Genomic DNA, 19,746 nt, shown 5'->3' on the forward strand with positions numbered 1-19,746 from the left:
CCCTCGGAACGGTGGACAACCCGCCTCGCGTGGCACGTTCTCACAGGTAGCCGGCCCAACGTGGCGTGTCGGTGACGATGAGCTCACGCTGCGTGGCTGATCCTGGGCGGATGCGTGTTCTTCGAATTGTCGTAGTTGCTGCGGTATTCGCCTTCTTCGGGGCGGGGTGCTCCGGCGACGACGAGCCGACGAGCCGGCCGACACCGGTGGTGACGTCGACCGCGTCCGGTGATGCCGTCGAGCCGAGCGGGCCGCCACCGGTGACGGCAGGGCCGGCGACGGCCACCGCCTCCTGGCCCGACGGGGTGACCGCGAAGCTGGTCGCGGTCGAACGGGTGCCGAGTTCCTGGGGGGTCGACGTGCCCGAGTCACGGACGATCGTGCGGCTGACGGTGGAGGTCCACAACGGTGGCCAGGCGGCGCTGCCCGTGGCGCCGTCGTCGCGGCAGCTCACCCTCCTGTACGGGCCACAGCTGACCGAGGCCGCCGCGGTGACGGGCCACAAGTACCCGGACCCGGCGGAGCAGACGAAGAAGGGCTTGAGCGCGGACGGGGACACCCGGATTCCGGTCGGGGGAAAGAGCCGGTTCGTCGAGTCGCAGACCGTACCGATGGACGCGGTCGACGACCTGACGGTGGTGGTGGAGTTGCCATCGATCTTCGGGACACGCACGCCGTACACACTGACCGGGGTGCAGAGGCTGGTGAAGCTGGTGCGGTAGGACGCGGTGAACGGGCCGGCTCGGTCCCGCGTCACAGTGCGCGGGGTTGGCACGGGCGGCCGAACGGGGGCGGGGCTACCGTGGGGGCGTGGCGCTCTCCCTGGCGATCTCGCCCTGCCCCAACGACACGTTCGTCTTCCACGCGCTGGTGCACGGCCGGGTGCCCGACGCACCGCCGGTCGAGGTGACGTACGCCGACGTCGACGTGACCAACACCGCGGCCGAGCAGGGCGCGTTCGACCTGGTCAAGGTGAGTTTCGCGGCGCTGCCCTGGCTGCTCGACGACTACCACCTGCTGCCCTGCGGCGGCGCGCTCGGTCGCGGCTGCGGGCCGCTGGTGCTCACCAAGGGTGACCGTACCGACCTGACCGGCGCCACGGTGGCGGTGCCGGGCGACCGCACCACCGCGTACCTGCTGTTCCGGCTCTGGTCGGCGGGCCGACCGCCGGCCCGGATCGAGGTGGTCCCGTTCCACGAGATCATGCCGGGCGTCGCGGCGGGGCGCTACGACGCCGGGCTGGTCATCCACGAGGCCCGGTTCACCTACCACCGGCACGGCCTGACCGCGCTGGTCGACCTCGGGGAGTGGTGGGAGGCCGACACCGGCCTACCCATCCCCCTCGGCGCGATCCTGGCGCGGCGCGGCGCGGTGGACCCGGAGGCCGCCGCCGGCTGGGTCCGCGAGTCGGTCCGGCAGGCCTGGGCGGACCCGGCGGCCAGCCGGGAGTACGTGCTCACGCACGCCCAGGAGATGGAACTCGACGTGGTGGACCGGCACATCGGCCTCTACGTCAACGAGTTCACCGCCGACCTGGGTGAGGCCGGCTTCGCCGCGGTTGCGGCCCTGCTCGACCGCGCCGCCGACGCCGGGCTGGTGCCTCAGACCTCCAGCTCGCGCGCGACCGCGTGGACCAGCTGAGCGATCTTCTGCGCGGCCTTCTTGTCCGGGTATCGACCCCGACGCAGGTCCGGCTGAACCTTCGCCTCCAACACCTTGATCATGTCTTCGACGAGGCCGTGCAGCTCCTCGGCCGGCCGGCGGCGCAGTTCCGCCATCGACGGCGGCGCGTCCAGCAGCTTGACTCCCATGGCCTGCGAACCCCGACGGCTGTCCACCACGCTGAAGTCGACCCGTTGACCACCTTTGAGATCGGTGACGCCCGCCGGTAGCGCGGCCTTCGGCAGAAACACGTCGCCGCCCTCGTCACTGGTGACGAAGCCGTATCCCTTGGCCGTGTCGTACCACTTCACTCGACCCGTAGGCACCTGAGAACCCCTGCTTCACTTGAGCCGTCTACTGCCTCAAGGCTAGCTGGATCATCCCGTCCAGCGCCGCTGGGAATTCGGTGAGATCGTCCAGCACCACTTTCGCCCCCGCGGCACGCAGCTCGTCCGCTGAGCAGTGCCCGGTGGCAACGCCGATTCCGGGCACCCCGGCCGCCCCGGCCGCCGCCATGTCCGCCACGTGGTCGCCGACGTAGTGGGTCGCGTCGTACTCGCGCAGGGCGGTGGCCTTCTCCTCGGCGAACAGGTCGCCGGCCAGCTCGTCCACCACGAGGCCGAGATGGTCCAGGTGCAGCTGGGCGAGCCGGCCCATCTTGGCCGTGACGACCAGCACCCGGCCGCCCCGGGCACGGATCGCGTCGATGGCCGCCCGCGCGCCGGGCAGCGGCACCGTCGGAGTGATCGCGTACGCCGGGTACATCTCCCGGTACACCCGCACGGCCGACTCGATCTGCTCCGCTGGAAACCAGTGGGCGATCTCGGTGCGCAGCGGCGGACCGAGGCGGGAAACCGCCAGGTCGGCGTCGACCGGCACACCGGTCCTGGCGGTCAGCGCCCGGAAGGTCGCCGCGATGCCGGGGCGGGAGTCGACCAGCGTCATGTCGAGATCGAATCCGACGGTCAGTGCGGGCATGTCAAGAAACGTACCCGGCGACGCCATTCGGCCGGACGTCCGACGAGCGCGACGGCCCGGTGCCGGGCTAGCGTGGAAAGACAATGAGCACCTCACTCGCCGACCACCTGCGGTCGCTGCCCGACGAGTCGCTGGCCGCGCTCCTCTCGCTGCGACCTGACCTCGTCGTACCCGTGCCGGCCGACCTCTCCGCCCTGGCCATCCGTGCCCAGTCCCGGGTCTCGGTGGCCCGCGCGCTGGACGGGTTGGACCAGTTCACCCTCCAGATCCTCGACGCCGCCCGGCTGACTCGTGACCCGGCCGAGGGCACCACGGCCACCGACGCCGTACTCGCCATGGCTACCGCCGGCCCACGCCCGCCGGCACCGACGGCCGTCCGGGCCGCCATCGGCCGACTGCGTGCGCTCTTCCTGCTGTACGGGCCGGAGCACGCGATGCAGGTCATGGCCGGCGTGGACGAGGTCGCCCCGTACCCCGCCGGGCTCGGCCGGCCGGCGCTGGAGCTGGACCCGAGCACGGCCGCGCTCTGCGCGGACCCCGCGAAGCTGCGGCGGACGCTGCTCGCGGCGCCCCCCTCGGCCCGGGCGATCCTGGACCGGCTCGCGGCCGGGCCGCCGGTGGGCAGCGTCCCCCCGGGCGCGTTGCAGGCACCGCCGCTCGGCGCGGAGGATCCGGTCCTCTCGGACCCGACAAACGGTGGCGCGCCGACCGGCTCCCCGGTGCGCTGGCTGGTCGACAACCGACTGCTGGTCCCCGTCTCCGCCGGCTCGTCCACCGCCAGCGGCACGGTGGAGTTGCCCCGCGAGGTCGGGCTGCTGCTGCGGCGGGACAGCGGGCCGCTCGGGCCGCTGCAGACCAGCCCGCCGCCGGTCGCCGCCGCGCCGCGCGAGCCGAAGACCGTCGACTCGGCCGGTGCCGGCCAGACCATGGAGGTGGTCCGGCACACCGAGGGTCTGCTGGAGCAGCTCACCGCCGAACCCGCACCGGTGCTGCGCTCCGGCGGCATCGGCGTCCGGGACCTACGCCGGCTGGCGCGTACCGCCGGACTGGACGAGCCGAACGCCGCGCTGCTGCTTGAGGTGGCGTACGCGGCGGGGCTCCTCGGCGAGCTGGAGCTGCCCGGTGCGAGCACCACCCGGTTCGGGGCGGACCAGCAGGTGGTGCCGACCGGTGGCTACGAGGTGTGGCGGGCCGCCTCGCTGGCCCAGCGCTGGGAGCAGTTGGCGCGCGCGTGGCTGAGCATGACCCGCCAGGTGGGACTGGTCGGCCGGCGCGACGACCGGGACCGGCCGATCAATGTGTTCTCCGCCGAGGCCGAGCGGGCCGGCGCACCGGCGACCCGGCGGGCGGTGCTCGGCGTACTCGCCGACCTGGAGCCCGCGACCGCGCCGACCCCCCAGGAGGTGCAGGACCTGCTGGACTGGCGGGCACCTCGGCGCAGTCGGGGACGGGAGGCCGCCCACCGGGAGGTGCTGGCCGAGGCGGCCCAGCTCGGCGTGACCGGCCTGGGTGCGCTCACCTCGTACGGCCGGCTGCTGCTGACCGACCTGACCTCGGCCGACGAGCGGGGCGGCGACGACCCGCTGGGGCTGCAGGCGGACGCCGAGAGTGGTGACCCGTCGGGTGCCGCCCGGGCATTGGACGCGCTGCTGCCCGCCCCGGTGGACCACTTCCTGGTGCAGGCCGACCTGACCGTGGTGGTGCCCGGGCCGCCCGATCCGGCGCTCGCCGCCGAGTTGGAGGCGATGACCGAGCTCGAGTCGGCCGGCGGGGCGAGCGTGCACCGGGTCACCACGGCGAGCGTGCGGCGAGCACTGGATGCCGGCTACTCGGCCGACGACCTGCACGAGGTGTTCCGGCGACGGTCGCGTACGCCGGTGCCGCAGGGGCTCAGCTACCTGGTCGACGACGTGGCTCGCAAGCACGGCGGGCTGCGGGTCGGCTCGGCCGGGGCGTACCTGCGCAGTGACGACGAGGCGCTGCTCACCGAGGTGCTGGCCGACCGGCGGCTGGAGTCGCTGACGCTGCGCCGGCTCGCCCCGACGGTACTGAGCACGCCGTACCAGGTCGGTCGGCTGCTGGGCGCGCTGCGCGACGCCGGGTACGCCCCGGTGCCGGAGGACGCCAGCGGCAGCACCGTGCTGTCCCGACCTCGGATCCGGCGCGCACCGGCCCGCGTACCGGTGACCACCCGGACGGTGGATCCGCTGGTCGCCCCGAAGCTCCCCATGCCGCGGCTGCTCGGTGTGGTCGAGCAGATCCGCCGGGGCGAGGCGGCGGCGCGGGCGGCCCGACGGGCACCGGCGGTGGTGCGCGGCGGCGCGGCGGGCCTCGGTGGCGGCCCGGTGCCGGCGCACTCGCACAGCGAGGCGCTGGCCGTGCTCCAGCAGGCGGTACGGGATCGGGCGCTGGTCTGGGTGGGGTACGTGGACGCCCACGGGGCGACCGCGTCCCGGCTGGTCAAGCCGGTCTCGATCGGCGCGGGCTACCTACGTGCCGAGGACGAACGGACCGAGATGCTGCACACGTTCGCCTTGCACCGGGTCACCGCGGCGGTGCTGGCGGACTGATCGAAAGCGCCGCCGACCGGCCAGCGGGCCACGCCGGTCAGCGGCGGCTGCGGCGTACGGTGCCGACGACCGAGACGACCAGCAGCAGCGCGAAGCCGGCCCCGGCGGCCTCCCCGACCGAGTCGATGAAGCCCTGCCGCAACACCAGCCAACCGAAGAGGAACCACCCGACGAGGAGCGTCGCCGCGACGGCGTACGCGATCATCGTCGCGGTGGACACCTCGTCGGGTGGTGCATGCTCGTGTTCAGCGATCACGTCACGGTCGACCGTCATCCCAGCCTCCCCGCCCGGTCCGGCCCTGAACTCCCAGAGTGTCACTACCGGGACGGGTGTGACAGGGGATAAAACCCCGATTACAGCGGGTGGTCAGGTGCCGGGGCGACGGCCGATCAGCACCACCCGGGTGCCGACCTTGCCCAGCTCCCACATCCGGACGGCATCGACGTGCAGCAGGTTGACGCAGCCGTGCGAGCCGATCGACTTGTTGTGCAGATAGGTCGTCGTCTCGTGGAAGCCCATCCCCTGGGTGAAGTGCTGCCAGTAGGGCAGCCACACCTCGTACGGGTCGGACCACTCCTTGGGGTTGCGGTAGTTGACCGTGTACGTGCCGGACGGGGTGCGGTAGCCGGACATCCCGGTCCGGGTCACCGTCGGCGCCATGATCACCTTGCCGCCCCGCAGGGCCCAGACGGTCTGCCGGGTCAGGTCGACGCAGAACGTGGTGCCCTTGCCGGCCTTGCAACTGGCCGTGTCGGTGGTGGCGAGCCGCTTGGCCACGTCGGATGTGGTCGGCCCGGCGCGCCCCTCGGCGGGGCTGATGCCGTACCGCCGCTGGAACTTTTTGATCGCGGCGCAGTCGGCGGCGGACTGCCGGCCATCGACGGTCACCGGCCCGAACCCACCGAGCTGCGCGAGGTAGGTCTCCACCGCGCGCTGCTGCTCGCCCTGCGGACACCCGGCGGCGGCCGGCTTCACCGTGCTGGCGGATGTCGCGGGCGGCGCGCTGCGGGTCGGCTTCGGCGTCGACGGGGTGGTCCGGGTGGGCTTCGGCGTCGGCGTGGGCCGGCCGCGCTGGTCGGGGCCCGTCGTGTCGCTCGCCCCCGTCGGGTTTTCCGCCGCACCTGCCGGGGCGGCTCCCCCGCCACCACCCCCGCCGGCCTGCGGATCGAACGCGCACGCACCGGCGCCGACCAGCGTGACCACCATCAGGGCGACAAGCCGGGAAGTGATCCGGACACGCTTCATGAAACCTCCCTGGACAGTCGTCCCTTAGCTAGACGTTCATAAGTGCCGTCTCGGTTGCGTCCGGTGAGCATCTTTCTTCGGACACTCCGCACCGTGCAACACTGGTTGGTCGGCCGTCGGCGGGTAAGCAGGCGCCACGGCCGGACGACCAACCGGAGGAGAGGACGCTGGCGTGAGCGGTGGACCACTGATCGTGCAGTCGGACAAGACCCTGCTGCTGGAGATCGACCACCCCGACGCGCAGGCCTGCCGGATGGCCATCGCGCCGTTCGCCGAGCTGGAGCGCTCCCCCGAGCACGTACACACCTACCGGCTGACCCCGCTCGGGCTGTGGAACGCCCGGGCCGCCGGGCACGACGCCGAGGGCGTGGTGGACACGCTGATCAAGTACTCCCGCTACCCGGTGCCGCACGCGCTGCTGGTGGACGTGGCCGAGACGATGGACCGGTACGGCCGGCTCCAGCTCGCCAACGACCCGGCGTACGGGCTGGTGCTGCGGGCACTGGACCGGTTGGTGCTGATCGAGGTGGCCAAGAGCAAGAAGCTCGCCGGCATGCTCGGCAACAAGATCGACGACGACACCATCCAGGTGCACCCGTCCGAGCGCGGCCGACTCAAGCAGGCACTGCTCAAGCTGGGCTGGCCGGCGGAGGATCTGGCCGGCTACGTGGACGGCGAGGCGCACCCGATCGAGCTGGCCGAGGCCGGCAAGGACGGCCGCAAGCCATGGACGCTGCGGTCGTACCAGCGCGAGGCGGTGGAGGCGTTCTGGGCCGGCGGGTCGGGCGTGGTGGTGCTGCCCTGCGGTGCCGGTAAGACCCTGGTCGGCGCGGCGGCGATGGCCGAGGCGAAGGCGACCACGCTGATCCTGGTCACCAACACCGTCGCCGGCCGGCAGTGGAAGCGGGAGCTGATCGCCCGCACCTCGCTGACCGAGGAGGAGATCGGCGAATACTCCGGCGAGCGCAAGGAGATCCGCCCGGTCACCATCGCCACGTACCAGGTGCTCACCTCGCGGCGCGGCGGCGCGTTCACCCACCTGGACCTGTTCGGGGCACGCGACTGGGGCCTGGTCGTCTATGACGAGGTGCACCTGCTGCCCGCGCCGATCTTCCGGTTCACCGCCGACCTCCAGGCCCGCCGTCGGCTCGGCCTGACCGCCACCCTGGTCCGCGAGGACGGCCGGGAGGGTGACGTGTTCAGCCTGATCGGCCCCAAGCGCTACGACGCGCCGTGGAAGGACATCGAGTCGCAGGGCTGGATCGCGCCGGCCGAGTGCACCGAGGTCCGGGTGACGTTGACCGACGCGGAGCGGATGTCGTACGCGACCGCGGAGGCCGAGGAGCGTTACCGGATGGCGGCGACCGCGCGCACCAAGCTGCCGGTGGTCAAGGCGCTGGTCGACCGGCACCCGGACGACCAGGTGCTGGTGATCGGCGCCTACATCGACCAGCTGCACCAGGTCGGCGAATATCTCGACGCGCCGATCATCCAGGGCTCGACCACCAACAAGGAACGGGAGCGGCTCTTCGACGCGTTCCGGTCCGGGGAGATCCGCACGCTGGTCATCTCGAAGGTCGGCAACTTCTCCATCGACCTGCCCGAGGCGGCGGTGGCGATCCAGGTCTCCGGCACCTTCGGCTCCCGCCAGGAGGAGGCACAGCGCCTCGGCCGGGTGCTGCGACCGAAGGCCGACGGCCGACAGGCGCACTTCTACACGGTGGTCTCCCGGGACACCATCGACACCGAGTACGCCGCCCACCGCCAGCGTTTCCTCGCCGAGCAGGGCTACGCGTACACGATCGTCGACGCCGACGACGTCCTCGGCCCGTCCCTGCCGTCCTTCGACTGATTCTGGGGCGGTCACGTTCGCAGTCCTTTGGTGGGCGCGTGGTTCACTGTCGCGCATGGGGCGGCTTAGGACTCGATCGGTGTTGGCGATCATCCTGGCGGCCATCGTGGTCGTGGCGGGCGTCGGCGCTTGGCGGTGGTCGCACAACCGCCCGCCGTACGGGCCGGGGGCGCTGGCCATCACGTCCTCGCTGACGTTCGTCAGCTTCGCGGAGGCGCAGACCGCGCTCGGCGAACACGCGCCTGCCCCGCTGGCCTCGGGACATGACCAGTTGGTGCTCGGCCAGGTCTCCTGGCAACCTCCTCCCAAGCCACTTGATGGCGGTCGTTTCGTGGTGTTCCTCATCGACAAGCGCACCAACCGCAAGCCGGCGGAGTTGGTGGCGACCGCGTCCCAGGAGGCGGTCAGCCTCGGAAGCGCCGGTGTCGAGAACAGGATCGCCGAGCGCTATTCCTGGCTGCGAGGTGCGGGCGACGTCAAGGTCGGGGAGAACGAATGGCGAAGCAGCGGTAACAGGCTCGGCGTGTCCGACGAGAAGGCGACGCCGCTGACGTTCGTCGCACGCTTTCCGTACCTGGAGAAGCCGGATCGGGAGCCGACGATCGCGACCGCGCCGGTGGCGATGGCCGACCTGCTGTTGGCCCTGGTCTACATGGGGCCGGACGGGCAGGTCTACTGGGCGCAGCGGCTCCAAGGCTGACCGGGCGTGTCGACTCCACCGGAAGGGTGCGGCAGCCGCTAGAGCACCCGGGTGACCTGCTCGGCGGCGGCCACCGCGTCGCGCTGCGCCGGATCGAGGTTGGCGCTGATCACCACGGACGCGCCGGCCGACAGCGGAGCCAACAGCCACTTCAGCGGCTGCTCGGTCTCGGCGGCGTCGACCAGCAGCCGGTCACCGGCGCGAAGGTCCATCATTCCGGCGAACTCCCGCGCGAGCGCGCCCCACTGGCCGTAGGTGGAGCCGTCCACGGTGGCCGGATCCGACGGGTGGATGGCGGTGTGTTCGGGCGTGACGTCCGCGTAGCGGAGCACCTCGGCGGACCAGTCGAGCCAGCCCAACGGCACGTCGGCCAGCTTGCCCGGCCCGGTGCCGACGAGGTAGCGGTGGATGGCCTCCGGCACGTCCTCCAACCAGTCGTCCTGCCGTTCGGGGGTCACGAAGACCGCGTCGAACGGCCGGTCGCCGCCGGGCTCAAGCACCGGCAGACCCGCGAGAGCGCGAGGCCGGAACGACACCGCCAGGCCGGAGGCCCAGGCACCCAACAACACCGCAGCGGTACGCCAGTGCGCCGGCAACAGCACCGCTACGCGGCTGCCCGGGCCGAGCCCGCAGCCGTCCCGCAGCAGGCTCGCGCTGCGCGCCGACCAGGAACCGACCTGCTGCGCGGTGAGGTCGACCCGCTCGCCGGTCGCCTCGTCGCGGTAGCTCAGCAGCGGACGCTCGGCATCGGCGGGCCGGGCCGCCAGATCGGCCGTGACGGTTGGCTGCATGTCCACGCTCCCCGGTGCTGACGTCGCAACCACCCTACTCAACGACTTTGGTCGCGCCCGTCGTCGGCCGATGGCCGTAGTGGCCGTCCGAGTGGCTGCCGCAGGGTACGGATGACCCCGCAAGCGTCGCCGAGGAGCGCCCATGACGGACGAGCCCAACTCCGCCAGCACCGACCGCCTCGCACTGCGCCGCCGGCTCGTGCCGGTGGTCGCGCTGCTGGTGCTCGCGCCCTGGGCCGCCGAGTGTTCCTGGGGCGGCTTCACCCTCGACGAATTCCTCCCAGTAGTGATCTTCCTCGGTCCGATGTACGGCGGGGCCGCGATCCTGATCCGGGAGACCGCTCGTCACCTCGGCGGGGGCTGGCCGACGATCGTGCTGCTCGCCGCCGCGTTCGGCGTACTCCAGGCCGGCCTGGTCGACCAGTCGCTGTTCAATCCCGACTACCTCGACGACACCGAGTACGCCGATACCCGGGCCACGGCCGAGGCGACCCTGGTGCCGGGGCTCGGGTTCAGCGCCCGGCAGGCCTTCGACTACGTGGGCAACCACATCACGTTGACGATCTGCGCGCCGATCGTCCTCGTCGAGTCGATCCTCGGACCGGGTCGCCGGCTGCGGCCGTGGCTCGGGCGACCCGGGCTCGTCGTGGTCGGTGTGGTCTACCTGCTCGGCAGCCTGCTGATCTTCAACGACAGTGGCCGCAAGGGCTTCCTGGCCAGCCCGCTCCAGTTGGCCTTCGCCGGCGCGCTGGTCCTCGCACTGGTCGCGGCAGCCCTGCTGCCCCACTGGCGGCGTCCGCGGCGCGCAGCCGCGCCAGCCGCCGAGGTACGACCCGCGGATCCGTCGCGCGCCGGAACGAGCGCAGTCAAAGCCCGCAGGGCCCCGCACCCGATCTGGGTGGGTCTGGTGGTCGTCGCCGTCCACTTCGGCACCGACCTGGCACCGGGCTGGCCGGGTCTGGGGATCGCGCTGGCGCTGGCCGCGGTCGTCGGGGGCCTGATCGCGCTCTGGTCCTCGCGCGCCGGGTGGGGGCAGCGGCACGTGCTCGCCGCCGGCTCGGCGAGTCTGGTCACCGCCGCCGGCTTCGCGTACCTGGTGCCGCCGTACGCCCACGCGTCGCCAGCGCAGGCGCTGGCCGGCGACATCGCGGTCAGCCTGGTCACGGTGACTCTGCTCGGGGTGGCTGCCTGGCGGCTGCGCGCACGGGTTGGCTCGACGGCGACCGACTGAGGCCACCCCGACTGTTCATGTGCGCGCAAACTGCTCCTCGCCCGTGGCTGTCAGCCTCCGACCGAGCCTGAGCATGCACACGGAGGAACACCTTGACCTTGCGAAGAGCACTCACCGCGGTGGCCGCGGCTGGCGTCACGGTCGCCACCCTGGCCTCCGCCGGCACCGCCTCGGCCGGCGGGCACCACGCCGACCGGGCGCTCGCCTTCGACCGGGTCGCCACGTACCCGGTCTTTACGAACCGCCCGGCCGGCGAGGACCCGGCGACCCCGACGGTCGCCGAGATCTCGGCGGTCAGCGAGGACGGTCGTACCCTGATCCACACCGACGCGCTGGCCAAGCGGATCGGCTTCCTCGACATCTCCCGGGCCGACCGCCCGCGCGGCCTCGGCACCCTCTCCCTGGCTCAGCTCGGCAACGCCGAGGACGAGCCCACCTCGGTGGCCGTGGTCGGCAGGTACGTGCTGGTGGTCGTCAACACCAGCAGCAGCTTCACCGAGCCGTCCGGCCGGCTGGACGTGATCGAGCTGGCCAGCCGCAAGCGGGTGGCCAGTTTCGACCTCGGCGGCCAGCCGGACTCGATCGCGATCAGCAAGGACCAGCGGTACGCCGCGATCGCCATCGAGAACGAGCGCGACGAGGAGGCCACCCCGCCCGGCGGCGAGGAGGGCGACCTGCCGCAGGCACCCGCCGGCTTCGTACAGATCGTCGATCTGGCCGGCAAGAACCCGGCCGGCTGGCGGGTGCGTTCCGTCCCGCTGACCACCACCGACGGGCAGGCGCTGCCCGCGCTGGTCGACGCCGGCCTGGCCGCGCCGATCGACCCGGAGCCGGAGTACGTCTCGATCAACGGCCGCAACCAACTGGCGCTGACGCTGCAGGAGAACAACGGCGTCGTCCTGATCGACCTGCCCACCGGCCGGATCACCAAGGCGTTCAGCGCCGGCACGGCGAGCATCAGCGGGATCGACACCGTCAAGGACGGCACGATCGACCTGACCGGCAGCATCACCGACGTTCCGCGTGAGCCGGACGCGGTCGCCTGGATCGACGACCGCTACCTCGCCACGGCCAACGAGGGCGACTGGCGCGGCGGCACCCGTGGCTGGTCGGTCTTCGACAGCCGTACCGGGCGGGTCGCCTGGGACGCCGGCAACAGCTTCGAGCGGCTCGCCGTCACGTACGGGCTGCACAACGAGGACCGGGCCGGCAAGAAGGGCACCGAGCCGGAGGGCGTCGCGGTCGCCGAGTACGACGGCGTACGGTACGCGTTCGTCGGCTCGGAGCGGAGCAACTTCGTCGCCGTCTACGACCTGAGCAACCCCACCAAGCCGGTCTTCAAGCAGATCCTGCCGACCACCAACGGGCCGGAGGGGCTGCTGCCCATCCCGTCGCGGGGCCTGATCGCGATCTCCAGCGAGGAGGACGACGCCTCGGTCAACGTCCGCGCCTCGGTGTCGCTCTACCAGCTCGGCAAGGGCACCCCGGCGTTCCCGAGCATCGTCTCGGGCAACGACCGGGCCGGCACGCCGATCGGCTGGGGCGCCCTCGGCGCGCTGACCGCGGCGCCCGGCAAGCGGGACCAGCTCTACAGCGTCACCGACGCGGCGTACAGCCAGACCCGGATCCTCTCCATCGACGCGGGGCGCACCCCGGCCGTGATCACCGGCGCGCTACCGGTGAAGGACGCGACCGGCACGCCGGTCGGGTACGACGCCGAGGGCATCTTCGCCCGCCCGCAGGGCGGGTTCTGGCTCGCCGTCGAGGGTGCGAAGGGCCCGGAGAACAAGCTGGTCCGGCTGGACGCCGCCGGGGTCACCCGGCAGATCGTGCCACTGCCCACGGAGGTCGCCGCCGGCCTGGGCAAGCAGGGCCTGGAGGGTGTCACCGCGACCACCGACCGGCAGGGCCGGGAGATCGTCTGGGTGGCGGTGCAGCGGGAGCTGAGCATCGACCCGGCCGGGACCGTCCGGCTGGGCCGCTACGACGTCGCGGCGGGCACCTGGAGCTGGTACGGCTACCAGCTCGGCAGCACCACCGTGCCGGGTGACTGGATGGGCCTCTCCGAGATCACCGTGGTCGGCGACCGGCTCGCGGTCATCGAACGGGACAAGCTGAATGGTCCCGCCGCCACGGTGAAGCGGGTCTACACCGTGCCGCTGCCGGGTGGTGCCGCGCAGCCCGGCCCGCTGCGGGTGCTGCCGAAGACGCTCGCCGTCGACGTGCTGCCCGCGCTGCGCGCCACCAACGGCTGGACGCAGGAGAAGCTGGAGGGTCTGACCGTGGCCGGCAACGGCGAGGTCTACGCGATCACCGACAACGACGCCGTCCAGGACGCCACCGGTGAGACGGTCTTCCTGCGCCTCGGCTCCAGCCGGAAGGTCTTCGGCCGCAACTGATCAGTTCGTCCCGGATCGGCCCGGTGCCCGCGATCGGCGGGTGCCGGGCCGCCGTCGTACCGTGCCCCGGATGGCACACTGATCGCCGTGACGGCAGCGACCCGCGACAGTGCCCCGCCGAGCGAGACCGAGGGCACCGACCGGGGGTTGGAACGCCTGGTCTTCTTCTCCGACGCGGTCATCGCGATCGCGCTGACGTTGCTCGCGATCGAGCTGCCGCTCCCGGAGGGCAACGACGACGCGGCCCGCTGGCACTCCCTCGGCGAGCTGTTCACCGGGGAGTACCTGTCCTTCCTGCTCAGCTTCGTGGTGATCGCCGCCTTCTGGTCGGTGCACCACCGGCTCTTCCAGCGGGTGGCCCGGATCGGCTCCTGGATCGTCCGGCTGAACCTGCTCTTCCTGTTCACCATCGTCGTCCTGCCGCTCGCCACCCGACTGCACCGCCAGGAGGGCGCTGAGCAGGTCGGCGTCGTCGCGTACGCCACGGTGGTCGTTGCCGTCGGCGTCAGCCTGCTCCTGCTGCTCTGGCAGCTCCACCGTGCCGGACTGCTCCGGCCGGACACCCCGCCGGGTGCGGTGCCGGGGACCGCACGGGCCCTCGCGGTTCCGGTCACCGCCTTCGCGATCTCGATCCCGATCGCGTTCGTCAGTACGGCCGCCGCGCAGTACACCTGGCTGTTGCCGGTCGTGGTGCTCCTGGTCGTCCGCTCCTACCGGCGGTTGCGGCGGGCCTAGCTCCCGCCCGGCAGCTCGGGGCCGCCGTCGAGCAGCGGGGCGAGCAGGTCGCCGTGCTCCTCGACCCGGTCCAGCACCTCGGCGGCGGTGAACGGGCGCACGGCCGGACGCCGGCCTCGACCGCCGGCCTCGACCTCGTCCCAGGTCAGTGGGGTGGAGACGGACGGCACCCGCTCGGCCCGCAGCGAGTACGGCGCCACCGTGGTCTTCGCCGCGTTGTTCTGGCTCCAGTCGATGAAGATCTTCCCCGGCCGCAGGTTCTTCGCCATCCTCGACAGCACGAGCTTCGGGTGCGCCTGCTCCAACTCCTGGGCGATCCGCCGGGCGTACGCGGAGACTTCCTCGGCGGACTGGGTGCCGGCGATCGGGCAGCAGAGCTGCATGCCCTTCTTGCCGGACGTCTTCGGGTACGCCTCGACCCCGTCCAGGGCGAGCCGGTCGCGCATCAGCACCGCCACCGGGCAGCACTCGGCGAGCCCGGCCGGCGGCCCCGGGTCCAGGTCCACCACCATCAGGTCCGGGTGCGTACCGACCCTCCACTGCGGCGTGTGCAGCTCCAACGCGGCCAGGTTGGCCAGCCAGACCAGGGTGGGCAGGTCGTCGGCGACCACGTAGTCGAGGGTGTCCCGGCCCTTGGTCGACCCGGGGGCGGGCAGCGTCTCCACCCGCACCCAGTCCGGCGTCGCGGCCGGTTTGTTCTTCTCGAAGAAGGACTTGTCGTCCACCCCGTTGGGAAAGCGGATCCTGGTCACCGGTCGATCCCGCAGGTGTGGCAGCAGCACCGGCGAGACCCGGGTGTAGTAGTCGATCACCTCACCCTTGGTGAAGCCGACCGCCGGGTAGAGCACCTTGTCCAGGTTGGACAGCTCCAGCGGGCGACCCTCGACGTCCACCCGCAGTCGGTCAGCCGGCATCCTCGACCTCCTCCGGCGGTTTGTCCGGGCGCAACCGCAGCACCCGAGGGAAGCGCAGCCGCCCGTCCGGGGTGCGTTGGCCGTACTTCACCTCCACCACCACCCGGGGAGTTACCCAGATCGCACCTCGGGCATCCTCGCGCGGCAGGTCGGACGCGAAGGGTGACACGCCGGAGCGCAGCGGCTCCAGCTCGGTGAGGAGTTGCCGTTCGATGGCCGCACCGATTCCACCGCCGACCCGGCCCCGGTAGATCAGCCGGCCGTCCGGGCCGGGCACCCCGACCAGCAGCCCGCCGATCCGACGCGCGCCCGGTCGCCAGCCGCCGATGACGAAGTCACCGGTCACCTCCAGCTTGACCTTCACCCAGTCGGGCGAGCGCACCCCGGGCCGGTAGACGGCACCGAGCCGCTTGGCCATCACTCCCTCCAGGCCGTGCTCACCGGCCGCCTCGTAGGTGGCCGGGCCATCCGCGAACACCGGCGGCACCGCCCAGCGGGCACCGCCGAGGGCGAGCGCGTCCAGGGCGGCGCGGCGACGCTGGTACGACCATCCGGTCAGGTCGTCGCCGTTCAGCCGGAGCAGGTCGAAGATCATGTATGTCACCGGCATGACCGCCGCCAACCGGGCCGCCTTGTTCCGGTCCCGGACGTGCATCCGCTCGGCCAGCGCGGTGAAGGACGGCTGCCCGCTCTCGCCGAGCAGCACCACCTCGCCGTCGAGCAACGCGTCGTCGACCTGCTCCCCGAGGGTGGCCAGCTCGGGGTACGCGGCGGTGATCTCCACGCCGGAACGGGCGTACAGGTGCTGCCCGCCGGTGGAGATGTCCGCCAGCGCGCGGACCCCGTCCCACTTGAACTCGTACGCCCAGCCGTCACCCGCCGGGAGCTGCCCGGTCATCGCGAGCATCGGCTTGATCGGCGCGCCGGGCACGACCCGACTGTAGTAGCAGGCCGAACACCTCGCGTCATGTTCTTTCGGATGCGAGCATGGTCGATACCGGGGAAGGGAGCGCATCGTGCGGGCCATCTGGAAGGGAGCTGTGTCGTTCGGGCTCGTCTCGATCGGGGTGAAGCTCTACTCGGCGACCGAGGAGAAGGACATCCGGTTCCATCAGGTGCACCGCGAGGACGGTGGCCGGATCCGCTACAAGCGCACCTGCTCGGTCTGCGGCGAGGAAGTGACGTACGACGACATCGCCAAGGGCTACGACATCGGCGGTGGGGAGATGGTGATCCTCACTGACGAGGACTTCGCCGACCTGCCGCTGACCAGTTCACGGGCGATCGACGTGCTGGAGTTCGTCCCGGCCGAGCAGGTCGACCCGATCCTCTACAACAAGGCCTACTTCCTGGAGCCGGAGGGCACGGCGACAAAGCCGTACGTGCTGCTGCGCGACGCGCTGATCGACTCGGAGCGGGTGGCCATCGTCAAGGTGGCGCTGCGCCAACGGGAGCAGCTCGCCACGCTACGGGTCCGCGAGGGCGTACTGCTGCTCAACACCATGCTCTGGCCGGACGAGATCCGTACCCCGGACTTCGGCTTCCTCGACGAGGACCTCAAGGTCCGCCCCCCGGAGTTGGCGATGGCCAGCTCCCTGATCGACTCGATGACCGGCGAGTTCGAGCCGGACGTCTTCACCGACGACTACCGGGCCGCGCTGCAGGAGGTCATCGACGCCAAGGTGGAGGGTCGGGAGGTCGTACAGCCGGAGGAGGCCGAGGAGGCCCCGGCCGCGGCGGTGGACCTGATGGCCGCGCTGAAGGCGTCCGTGGAGCGTGCGAAGGCCGCTCGCGGCGAGCCGGCTCGTGGCGGTGGCGGTGGCGGCGGTGGTGCGCCGACGCCCATCTCGTCGGCCCGCTCGGCGCAGAAGGCGGCCGAGAAGAAGGCCGCCAAGGCCCCGGCGAAGAAGACGGCCACGAAGAAGACGGCGGCGACCAAGGCCGAGCCGGCGAAGAAGACCACGGCCAAGAAGACCGCCGCCAAGAAGGCCGAGCCGGCGAAGAAGGCCGCCGCCAAGAAGACCGCACCCCGCAAGAGCGCCTGACCGCCGGGCAGCGGCGGGAGTGTTCACCGGACCGGGTACGCTCCGCCGGCCGTTGGCCACCGGAGGAGCTGCCATGCCGTACACCCCTGACCTGGACCGGTTGTTGACGCCCGGCGCCCGCTTCGCGGACGAGCACGGCGGCTACCTGATCGAGCCCCACCCGTTGGCTGACATCGTGCTGCCGACCGGCCAGGTGGTCGGGTGTGACCCGCTGGTCTGCCCGGAGGCCGAGCCGTTCACGGTCACCGTGCCCCCGGGGCGGTATGCCGCGCGGGCCTGGGTGGCGGTGGTGCTCCGGGAGGACGCCGAAGTGGACCGGCGGGTGGCCGCGCTGGAGATGATCGTCCTGGACGAGCCGGCGGTCCGCTGGGAGTTGGCCGTCGCCGGCGACCAGGACGTGGCGACCCTCGGTGAGGACGACTACTTCGGTTACGGGGTGGACGCCGGTGCCGGCACCTTCGCCGACCCGACCGCGCTCACCGTCCTGGAGGGTTGGGGCGAGGACCGGGTGGAGGAGGTCTTCATCCCGGCCGAGCTGCCCCTGTCGCCGGTGCCGGGGCTGATCACCGCGGTCCTGGACGAGGCCACCGGTGCCAACATCGTCACCGTCGCCACGGGCTGGGGTGACGGTTGTTACGGAACCTGGATCGGCCGGGCCGCCGACGGGCGGGTCACCTCGTTCGTGACGGACTTCATGGTGGTCCCGGAATAGGCGCGCGTGAAGGCTCCGTCGTGCGCCAGAGAGTTAGGAAGGGTCCCTTCCTATACCGCAGGCGTTAGCAAGGGACCCTTCCTTGCGCGGTTTGACCGGTCCTGGGCGGGCACGTTGGGCGGCCGGGCGGGTACCGTGTGCGTCGGCTTTCCCCCCGGCACCGGGTGCCGGCCACACCTTTGCAGCAGGGAGTCGACGACGTGAGCGAGCGCGCGCAGCAGAACCGGTCGGCGGACCAGGACCAGAGCCCGGCGACCAAGTCGGGGCGGCGGCTGGCCGCCCAGCTGGCGGAGAAGAAGGCGGCCGAGGCGAGGCGGCGCCGCAATGCGTGGACCGGTGGCCTCGCCGGTGTCGGCGTGGTGGCGGTGCTGATCATCGTGTTCGTGGCGTTCGGCCGCGGCGACGACGACAAGCCCTCGAACCAGGCCGACGCGACCCCCTCGGCCACCGCCCCTACCCAGGACCCGGCCGGTGCTCCCCCGGCACCGCAGCTTCCGGCGGACGCCGACCCGGCGTTGGGCAGCAAGCCGACGGTCGCGGCGGGCAAGGGTGACCTGAAGAAGCTCGTGGTGACCCCGCTGATCAAGGGCAAGGGCCCGGCGGTCGCGAAGGGTCAGACCATCACCACCAACTACGTGGGTGTCTTCTTCAAGGACGGCAAGGAGTTCGACTCGTCCTGGAGCGCCGGCCAGCCGGCCTCGTTCCCGATCGGCGTGGGCCAGGTCATCCCCGGTTGGGACCAGGGCCTGGTCGGCGTGACCGTCGGCAGCCGCGTGCAGCTCGACATCCCGGGCGACCTGGCGTACGGCAACGACGCTCAGGGCGGCCGACCGGCCGGTCCGCTGCGCTTCGTGGTGGACGTGCTCGCCGCCCAGTGACCCGCCCGGAACGCCCCGGTTGTCACCCGGACGCGATGGAGTTGTTCACATGGGGCTTCCGGCCCGTCACCCACCGGCAGTAGGTTCGGCGTCACCCCGGGCGGCCCGCCGTCCGGGGTGATCATCCGGGCGGGCGCGGAGGTGCGGTGTGACGGCTCTGGACGAGCTCGGGCGGACGGCCCGGTTGATGTGGGCGCACTTCGAGCCGGTGCACGCGGTCACCTACTTTCATCCTCGGGCCCGTGCGGCGTACGAGGCGGTCGGGTTGCGCGGCTACTGGCGGGGCTACTTCGCCGGTCGGTCGGCCCCGCTGGGCGCCACCGAGGCCGCCCCGGTGATCGCCGTCTTCTTCTCCTTCGCGCCGCCGATGGTGACCCGGGCGTTGCCGGCGGTCTGGCAGCTGGCCACCCCGCAGGAGGCGCTGCGGGCCCGACTGACCGGTGCCGTTCAGGCTCTCGCGGAGCTGACCTACGAGCTGCCGGAGGCACACCTGCGCGAGGCCGCCGACCTGCTGGAGCGTGCCGCCGTGGCGGCACAGACCGCCGGTCGGGTGCTCGGCGCGGCCAACGCGGCGCTGCCGGTCGGCGAGTACCCCTTGGCGCGGCTCTGGCAGGCCGCCACCACCCTGCGCGAGCACCGGGGCGACGGGCACGTGGCGGCGCTGGTGGCCGCCGGCCTGGACCCGGTGGAGACACTGGCCTGGCGGGTCGCGGTGGACTCGTCGCCGGAGAACCTGCTCGGCCGGGGCTGGTCCGAGGAGCAGTGGCAGGAAGCCCGCGAACGTCTGACGCAGCGCGGGTGGCTGACGCCGGACGGCGCGCCCACCGAGCAGGGCCAGGCCGGGTTCCGGGCGGTCGAGGCCGCCACCGATCTGGCCGCCGAGCATCCCTGGCGGGCGCTCGGCCCGGACGACACGGACCGGCTGCGGGAGCTGCTGTTGCCGATGGCCCGGTCCTGCCACACGGTGATCCCGCCGGACAGCCCGATCGGGCTGCCGGCGCTGCCCGCCTGACCGGCGGTCCGCCGATCAGGC

At 72.2% G+C, this 19,746-nt stretch carries 19 protein-coding genes; 12 read left to right on the forward strand and 7 right to left on the reverse strand.

The genetic code is table 11. The features are described from left to right. The first annotated feature begins 110 nt into the window (after positions 1-110). The gene (locus ACFQGL_RS28945) at positions 111-722 is read left to right on the forward strand and encodes a hypothetical protein (protein WP_377515781.1); all 612 of its coding nucleotides are present in this window, start codon (positions 111-113) and stop codon (positions 720-722) included. A gap of 88 nt (positions 723-810) precedes the next feature. Then, positions 811-1,641 (forward strand): 1,4-dihydroxy-6-naphthoate synthase, encoded by an 831-nt coding sequence (locus ACFQGL_RS28950; protein ID WP_377515782.1) that lies wholly within the window; start codon positions 811-813, stop codon positions 1,639-1,641. Here the strand turns inward: ACFQGL_RS28950 and ACFQGL_RS28955 are convergent. After that, on the reverse strand, positions 1,602-1,988 hold the full coding sequence (locus tag ACFQGL_RS28955; RefSeq protein ID WP_377515783.1) for a cold-shock protein: 387 nt from the start codon (positions 1,986-1,988) through the stop codon (positions 1,602-1,604). The two genes, ACFQGL_RS28950 and ACFQGL_RS28955, sit on opposite strands and share 40 nt — an antisense overlap. A gap of 28 nt (positions 1,989-2,016) precedes the next feature. After that, positions 2,017-2,640, reverse strand: coding sequence for an HAD family hydrolase (locus tag ACFQGL_RS28960; protein WP_377515785.1), 624 nt, complete (start codon positions 2,638-2,640; stop codon positions 2,017-2,019). Positions 2,641-2,723: 83 nt separating this feature from the next. Between ACFQGL_RS28960 and ACFQGL_RS28965 the strand changes: the two genes are divergently transcribed. After that, positions 2,724-5,210: a helicase-associated domain-containing protein gene (locus ACFQGL_RS28965; protein WP_377515786.1), complete on the forward strand. Its 2,487-nt coding sequence runs from the start codon at positions 2,724-2,726 to the stop codon at positions 5,208-5,210. 37 nt (positions 5,211-5,247) lie between these two features. Here the strand turns inward: ACFQGL_RS28965 and ACFQGL_RS28970 are convergent, their stop codons facing one another. Together ACFQGL_RS28970 and ACFQGL_RS28975 are read right to left on the reverse strand one after the other, a co-directional pair. Next, positions 5,248-5,484, reverse strand: coding sequence for a hypothetical protein (locus tag ACFQGL_RS28970; RefSeq protein WP_377515788.1), 237 nt, complete (start codon positions 5,482-5,484; stop codon positions 5,248-5,250). A 93-nt stretch (positions 5,485-5,577) separates the two neighbouring features. After that, positions 5,578-6,456 carry a L,D-transpeptidase family protein gene (locus ACFQGL_RS28975; RefSeq protein WP_377515789.1) on the reverse strand — a complete coding sequence of 293 codons (879 nt, stop codon included), beginning with the start codon at positions 6,454-6,456 and terminating at the stop codon, positions 5,578-5,580. A gap of 172 nt (positions 6,457-6,628) precedes the next feature. On the opposite strand from ACFQGL_RS28975, the gene ACFQGL_RS28980 reads away from it, so the two are divergent. Both ACFQGL_RS28980 and ACFQGL_RS28985 read left to right on the forward strand, forming a co-directional pair. Beyond that, on the forward strand, positions 6,629-8,308 hold the full coding sequence (locus ACFQGL_RS28980; RefSeq protein WP_377515790.1) for a DNA repair helicase XPB: 1,680 nt from the start codon (positions 6,629-6,631) through the stop codon (positions 8,306-8,308). A 79-nt stretch (positions 8,309-8,387) separates the two neighbouring features. Then, complete coding sequence (locus ACFQGL_RS28985; RefSeq protein ID WP_377515791.1) at positions 8,388-9,008, forward strand: hypothetical protein; 621 nt, start codon at positions 8,388-8,390, stop codon at positions 9,006-9,008. Between the two features lie 38 nt (positions 9,009-9,046). On the opposite strand, the gene ACFQGL_RS28990 is transcribed toward ACFQGL_RS28985, so the two are convergent. Further along, positions 9,047-9,799 carry a TIGR03089 family protein gene (locus ACFQGL_RS28990; RefSeq protein WP_377515792.1) on the reverse strand — a complete coding sequence of 251 codons (753 nt, stop codon included), beginning with the start codon at positions 9,797-9,799 and terminating at the stop codon, positions 9,047-9,049. Positions 9,800-9,941: 142 nt separating this feature from the next. Between ACFQGL_RS28990 and ACFQGL_RS28995 the strand changes: the two genes are divergently transcribed. The 3 genes from ACFQGL_RS28995 to ACFQGL_RS29005 all read left to right on the forward strand — a co-directional run bounded on the left by ACFQGL_RS28995 (position 9,942) and on the right by ACFQGL_RS29005 (position 14,164). Further along, the gene (locus tag ACFQGL_RS28995) at positions 9,942-11,030 is read left to right on the forward strand and encodes a hypothetical protein (protein WP_377515793.1); all 1,089 of its coding nucleotides are present in this window, start codon (positions 9,942-9,944) and stop codon (positions 11,028-11,030) included. A gap of 92 nt (positions 11,031-11,122) precedes the next feature. Next, positions 11,123-13,429, forward strand: a complete 2,307-nt coding sequence (locus tag ACFQGL_RS29000; RefSeq protein ID WP_377515794.1) for an esterase-like activity of phytase family protein — start codon at positions 11,123-11,125, stop codon at positions 13,427-13,429. 87 nt (positions 13,430-13,516) lie between these two features. After that, on the forward strand, positions 13,517-14,164 hold the full coding sequence (locus ACFQGL_RS29005) for a TMEM175 family protein (protein ID WP_377515795.1): 648 nt from the start codon (positions 13,517-13,519) through the stop codon (positions 14,162-14,164). On the opposite strand, the gene ligD (ACFQGL_RS29010) is transcribed toward ACFQGL_RS29005, so the two are convergent. Next, positions 14,161-15,078 (reverse strand): non-homologous end-joining DNA ligase, encoded by a 918-nt coding sequence (gene ligD / locus ACFQGL_RS29010; protein WP_377515797.1) that lies wholly within the window; start codon positions 15,076-15,078, stop codon positions 14,161-14,163. The two genes, ACFQGL_RS29005 and ligD (ACFQGL_RS29010), sit on opposite strands and share 4 nt — an antisense overlap. Next, entirely contained in the window at positions 15,068-16,009 is a 942-nt protein-coding gene (gene ligD, locus ACFQGL_RS29015) for a non-homologous end-joining DNA ligase (protein WP_377515798.1), read from the reverse strand. The genes ligD (ACFQGL_RS29010) and ligD (ACFQGL_RS29015) overlap by 11 nt, the downstream gene beginning before the upstream one ends. A gap of 85 nt (positions 16,010-16,094) precedes the next feature. On the opposite strand from ligD (ACFQGL_RS29015), the gene ku reads away from it, so the two are divergent. The 4 genes from ku to ACFQGL_RS29035 all read left to right on the forward strand — a co-directional run bounded on the left by ku (position 16,095) and on the right by ACFQGL_RS29035 (position 19,725). Then, on the forward strand, positions 16,095-17,123 hold the full coding sequence (ku, locus tag ACFQGL_RS29020; protein ID WP_377515799.1) for a non-homologous end joining protein Ku: 1,029 nt from the start codon (positions 16,095-16,097) through the stop codon (positions 17,121-17,123). Between the two features lie 73 nt (positions 17,124-17,196). Further along, complete coding sequence (locus tag ACFQGL_RS29025; protein WP_377515800.1) at positions 17,197-17,835, forward strand: DUF4241 domain-containing protein; 639 nt, start codon at positions 17,197-17,199, stop codon at positions 17,833-17,835. A 164-nt stretch (positions 17,836-17,999) separates the two neighbouring features. Beyond that, on the forward strand, positions 18,000-18,713 hold the full coding sequence (locus ACFQGL_RS29030) for an FKBP-type peptidyl-prolyl cis-trans isomerase (RefSeq protein ID WP_377515801.1): 714 nt from the start codon (positions 18,000-18,002) through the stop codon (positions 18,711-18,713). A gap of 187 nt (positions 18,714-18,900) precedes the next feature. Continuing rightward, positions 18,901-19,725 carry an SCO6745 family protein gene (locus ACFQGL_RS29035; protein WP_377515819.1) on the forward strand — a complete coding sequence of 275 codons (825 nt, stop codon included), beginning with the start codon at positions 18,901-18,903 and terminating at the stop codon, positions 19,723-19,725. Positions 19,726-19,746: the final 21 nt, after the last annotated feature.

This window comes from Micromonospora vulcania, from assembly GCF_042658605.1.
GTDB classification, from domain to species: domain Bacteria; phylum Actinomycetota; class Actinomycetes; order Mycobacteriales; family Micromonosporaceae; genus Micromonospora; species Micromonospora vulcania.